The organism is Actinomyces urogenitalis DSM 15434 (assembly GCF_000159035.1).
Lineage (GTDB): Bacteria > Actinomycetota > Actinomycetes > Actinomycetales > Actinomycetaceae > Actinomyces > Actinomyces urogenitalis.
Window position 1 is genome coordinate 421,440 of sequence record NZ_DS999574.1, and the last position, 5,098, is coordinate 426,537.

General features: G+C 70.9%; 5 protein-coding genes. 3 read left to right on the plus strand and 2 right to left on the minus strand.

All coding sequences use genetic code 11. The features are described from left to right. On the minus strand, positions 1-194 hold a 194-nt coding region (locus tag HMPREF0058_RS12955; RefSeq protein WP_211205878.1), incomplete at its 3' end, for a hypothetical protein. Here HMPREF0058_RS12955 and HMPREF0058_RS13100 point away from each other — a divergent pair. Both HMPREF0058_RS13100 and recR read left to right on the plus strand, forming a co-directional pair. Continuing rightward, the gene (locus HMPREF0058_RS13100) at positions 184-1,416 is read left to right on the plus strand and encodes a hypothetical protein (RefSeq protein ID WP_081449133.1); all 1,233 of its coding nucleotides are present in this window, start codon (positions 184-186) and stop codon (positions 1,414-1,416) included. The genes HMPREF0058_RS12955 and HMPREF0058_RS13100 overlap by 11 nt on opposite strands. A 1-nt stretch (position 1,417) precedes the next feature. Continuing rightward, positions 1,418-2,023, plus strand: a complete 606-nt coding sequence (gene recR, locus HMPREF0058_RS01790) for a recombination mediator RecR (protein ID WP_006547946.1) — start codon at positions 1,418-1,420, stop codon at positions 2,021-2,023. A 181-nt stretch (positions 2,024-2,204) separates the two neighbouring features. Here the strand turns inward: recR and HMPREF0058_RS01795 are convergent, their stop codons facing one another. Then, positions 2,205-3,851: an ABC-F family ATP-binding cassette domain-containing protein gene (locus tag HMPREF0058_RS01795; protein WP_006547947.1), complete on the minus strand. Its 1,647-nt coding sequence runs from the start codon at positions 3,849-3,851 to the stop codon at positions 2,205-2,207. A 410-nt stretch (positions 3,852-4,261) separates the two neighbouring features. Here HMPREF0058_RS01795 and HMPREF0058_RS01800 point away from each other — a divergent pair. Then, a partial coding sequence (locus HMPREF0058_RS01800) for an aspartate kinase (protein WP_006547948.1) occupies positions 4,262-5,098 on the plus strand: 837 nt, incomplete at its 3' end.

Sequence of the window (5,098 nt, forward strand, 5' to 3'; positions counted from 1 at the left end):
CAGGAGGCCCCTCCCTCCGCGTCACCCGCGTCACCGGCACCCGCTTCCGCTGCGCCGGGGACCCCTAGTGCGCCGGCGGCTCCTAGTGCGCCGGCAGTAGCGAGTGCCCCGGTGGCAGCGTCCGTAGCACCGGCTTCCTCCTCCGCGCCACGTTCCTCGGTTCCCGAGGCTGCTGAGGCAGAGATGATCCGCACCCGGTGGGCGGAGGTCCTGGACTCGGCCAAGCGCACGCGCCGCGCCACCTGGGCGCTGGTGGAGCAGCACGCTCAGCCAGGGGCGCTCGCACGTGGCGTCTTCCAGGTGCTCTTCACGGCGCCCGGACTTGTCAACGCCTTTGAGAACGGCGGTCATGCCCAGGTCCTGGCTGAGGCGATTCACCAGGCCTTGGGGCTGCAGGTTGAGGTTCACGCGGTCCTCGTCGGCCCGGACGGGCCGTCCGCAGGTCCCTCCGGTCCCTCCGGTGGAGACGGCCCGAGCGGCCCGAGCGCGCCCGCTCCCGGCACACACGGTGGCGGCGCGGCGCCGGCGGGACCGGCTCGCAACGTCCCGAGCGCCCAGGCGGCGCCCTCACCAGCACAGGCTCCCGCAGAGCCGGAGCCCGTGGGATGGGGAGAGGTGGCGCCGATCGGGCGAGCGCGCCATGAGGACGCCCCACCCGCTTCCTCTACTTCCTCACCACCTGCCTCCTCACAGAGTGAGTCACCCGTGGCGTCTCAGCCGCCGCGCCCCCAGGAGACGGCGGAGACCACACGAGCCGCGGAGCCCGGACCTGACCGTCCGCTGCCTCAGTCCCCCCATTCCCCGCAGACTCCGCGGGCCGCGGTCGCTGCCCCGGGAGATCCGGCTCGCGAGAAGGTGACGCCCGCGACGGTCTCCTCCCCGCACCCGGTAGCGGACCCAGGCTCCTCCCGCCCGGCAGGATCCTCACCACCAGAGGAGCAGACGGAGGAGGAACCTCGTCTCGCCACCGTCCACCGCCTTCATGCCCTGCCGGAGATTCCCGGCGGGGCCTCGTCGTCGCTCGGACCGAGTGATCAAGCGCCTGGAGCCCCCTCGGCCGGCGCTCAGCCTGCAGGGGCGGCCAGCCCGGCCACACCAACCTTCTCCGACGGCGTCCCGCTGCCTGAGGAACCGGGTGACCCGGACGGGCCAGGGGAGGCGTGGGGGACCGTCCGGGGCTCGCGGGGCTCCTCCGCCTCAGTGTCTGCTGCCATGGCGGCCGCGCGGGCCGCCGCGCGGGGAGAGGCTCCGCCCCCAGGATCGGCCGAGCTACGGACAGTCTCCCTGGAGGATGACGTCCCCAGTGAGGATGACGAGGACGCCGAGGAGGCCGGGGTGGTTGGCCTGGAGGTCGTCAAGCGCCTGCTGGGCGCCACCGTCCTGGAGGAGATCATCGTGAACCCGGAGGAGTACTGAGATGCCAGCGGTCTACGAAGGAGCCGTCCAGGACCTCATTGACGAGTTCGGCCAGCTTCCTGGCATCGGCCCCAAGTCCGCCCAGCGTCTGGCCTTCCACGTCCTGTCTGCCGACTCCTCCAGCGTCGAGCGCCTCATCGAGGCCCTACGGGCCGTCAAGGCGCGGGTGCGCTTCTGCGAGACCTGCGGCAACATCGCCGAGTCCGAGCAGTGCGCGATCTGCCGCGACCCTCGTCGGGACCAGCGGGTCATCTGCGTGGTCGAGGAGCCCAAGGACGTCGTCGCCATTGAGCGCACGCGGGAGTACCGCGGCCTTTACCACGTGCTCGGTGGTGCGATCGACCCGATCAACGGTGTTGGTCCAGATGACCTGCGCGTGCGAGAGCTCTTGGCGCGGCTGGGAGGAGATGTTGAGGAAGTCATCCTCGCCACCGACCCCGACGTCGTGGGAGAAGCGACCGCCGCCTACCTCACCCGTATGCTGCGCACCATGGAGGTCCCGGTCTCACGGCTGGCCTCGGGCCTGCCGGTGGGCAGCGACCTGGAGTACGCCGACGAGGTCACCCTCGGGCGAGCCTTCGAGGGTCGCCGCCGGGTCGAGGGCTGAGGTTCTCTTGGTGCAGGTGCCGGCGGGCAGCCTGCCGGTGAACTGGACATCGACCGCTCGGGAGAAGGAGGCACTGGCCTCGTGGCTGACCTGTGCCAGGGCTCCACGAGCCCGATCCGGGCGCGGAGCGGCCTCGGGCCTGCGCCGGTGTTGGTAGGCGCAGGCCCGAGGGCGGCCCGCCTCAGTGCCGGCGGTGCAGGCGGCCGCGTCCGTCCAGCTCCAGACGGGTCTGGATCCCGAGCCGGCTGAGGAAGACCTCGTCGTGGCTGACCACCAGCAGCGCCCCGCGATAGGCGGCGAGCGCCTGGACCAGCTGCTCAACGCTGGCGATGTCGAGGTTGTTCGTCGGCTCGTCCAGGATGAGCAGCTCAGCGGGTGGGTCGGCCAGGAGGAGCATGGCCAGGCACGCGCGGAAGCGCTCACCGCCCGAGAGGGTGGACACCGGGCGGTCGACGGCGTCGCCACGCAGCAGCAACCGAGCCAGCCGGTTGCGGATCGTGCCTGACGGTGTGCCGGGCGCGACGGTCCGGACGTTGTCCATGACGCTGGCCGACCGCTCCAGGTTGTCCAGGCGCTGGGGAAGGTAGCCCACCTTCTCGGTGAGCAGGCGACCGTGTGGGCGTCCCGAGGCAGCCTGCTCGCCAGACAGGAGCTGGCGTAGCAGGGCGGTCTTTCCTGACCCGTTCGGCCCAGTCAGCGCCACGCGCTCAGGTCCCTGGATGACGACGTCGCCTTCCTCGGCGCAGATCTCCAGCAGCCGCCTGCCGCGGGGCAGCTCAAGCTCAGGCAGCTCCAGGTGGATCGCCTCCTCGTCGCGCACCCGGGCGTCGGCCGCGTCCAGAGCGGCATGGGCGGCAGCCACCTTGGAGTCCATGGTGGAGCGCAGCCCGGCCGCGGAGACCTGGGCGTTGCGCTGCAGGTTCCCGGCCACGATCCGGGCTACCCCGCCGTCGCGCGCCGCCTTCCTGGCGGTGCGGGCACGGCGTGCGAGCTTGGTTTCGGTCTCCACTCGTTGGCGTTTCTCCACCTTGAGGGCCTGCTTGGCGTTGCGGGCGGCCTGCTGGGCCGCCGCCTGCTCGGCCTCGTGGTGCTCCTTCCAGGCCGAGTAGGGCCCGCCAAAGGTAGTCAGCTCGCCGTCGTAGAGCTCGACGGTGTGCTCCATATGCTCCAGCAGCTCTAGGTCGTGGCTGACAACGACGAGCGTGCCCGGCCAGGAGTCCACCATCTCAGCCACGCGCTGGCGGGTGGGGCGGTCCAGGTTGTTGGTCGGCTCGTCCAGGAGCGTGACCTCGGCGCCGCGCAGGCGCAGGCCGGTGATGGCTACGAGCATGGCCTCCCCGCCGCTGAGCGTGGCGACGCGGCGGCCGAGGTCAGCGGCTGAGAACCCGATGAGGCTGAGGGCCTGGTCTGCGCGGGCCTCGATGTCCCAGTCCTCGCCGATGGCCTCGAAGTGCTCGGTGCTGGCATCCCCGGCCTCCACGGCGCGGATCGCGGCGAGCACCGGTGCGATGCCGAGCAGGTCAGCGATCGTGGTCTCCTGCTCCAGGGTGAGGGTCTGGGGCAGGTAGGCGACCTCTCCCTCGGTGCCCACCCGCCCCGAGGTGGGCGCCAGCTCTCCGGCAATCAGTCGCAGGAGGGTGGACTTGCCTGAGCCGTTGCGACCAATGAGGCCGGAGCGGCCCACGGGGAAGGTGCCGGAGACGGCGGACAGCGCGGTCTCGCCGTCGGGCCAGGCGAAGGTGAGGGCGTCAAGGGTGACGGCAGCGCGTGAGGATGCAGGGCCGGCGAACGGGGCGTGAGAGCGCGGGTGAGAAGGATGCTGTGGCATGACAGGTGCTTTCTGTGCGGGCCCCACAGCGGGCGTGGCCGGCAAGGATGACGGCGCAAGGGCGTCATGAGGCCAGGCTCGCCAGGGGGTGGGTGAGAGGTGGGCTCGTAGACAGGCGGGTGCGCAGGCTCAGCAGCGAGCGGCGCGGTTACGCTCTGTCGACCTCAATCAGCTCCATGGCACGCAGGCTAGCAGGAGCGGTCCTAGGAGTATCTGTGATCTGAACGTCGTTGCCAGGTTGACTGTCTCAGCATGGAGGACTGGGGCGGCCCACTTCCTGGACACGCCGTATGCTGACCTGCAGCCACGCTGAGGTGGGCTGCCCGCACTGAGCGATCTGCGAGACCTGCGAGGCCGCCTGTCACGAGCGCGGCCACGGTGTGTCGGCGGTGGAACCACGGGAGTAGCACATGGCACTGGTCGTGCAGAAGTACGGCGGCTCGTCAGTCAGTGACGTCGAGGCGATGCGACGCGTCGCCCGGCGCATCGTCGCCACGCGTAACGCCGGCAACACGGTCGTCGTCGTGGTCTCCGCCATGGGTGACACGACCGACGACCTGCTCGACATGGCCGACGCCCTGACCACTGAGGCACCCGCTCGTGAGATGGACATTCTCCTGTCTGCCGGCGAGCGCATCTCCATGGCGCTGCTGGCCATGGCCGTGGGTGAGCTGGGCGTGCCGGCCCGTGCCTACACCGGCGCCCAGGCCGGCGTGCTGACGGACTCCAAGTACGGCAAGGCCTCGATCGTGGGAGTTCTGCCCGAGCGCGTGGCCCGCGCCATCCAGATGGGCGCCGTCGCCATCGTCGCCGGTTTCCAGGGCATCAACGAGGTCGAGGACGTCACCACGCTCGGCCGTGGCGGCTCGGACACCACCGCCGTCGCCCTGGCAGCCGCCCTCAACGCTGACGTGTGCGAGATCTACACTGACGTCGACGGCCTGTTCACCGCCGACCCCCGGATCGTCCCCACGGCCCGGCGCATTGAGTCCATCACCAGCGAAGAGACGCTGGAGATGGCGGCCAACGGCGCCAAGATCCTCCACCTGCGCGCGGTGGAGTACGCCCGCCGCTTCGGCGTACCGATCCACGTGCGCTCGTCCTTCTCAGACAAGACCGGCACCTGGATCTATGACGGCCGCCGCGAGGGTGGCTTTATCCCGCCGGCCGTGGCCGAGCGCCTCAACGCCGTCGTCGAGGCGGACACCGAGGCCGCGCAGCCCGCACCGCACGCACAGCCCGACTCA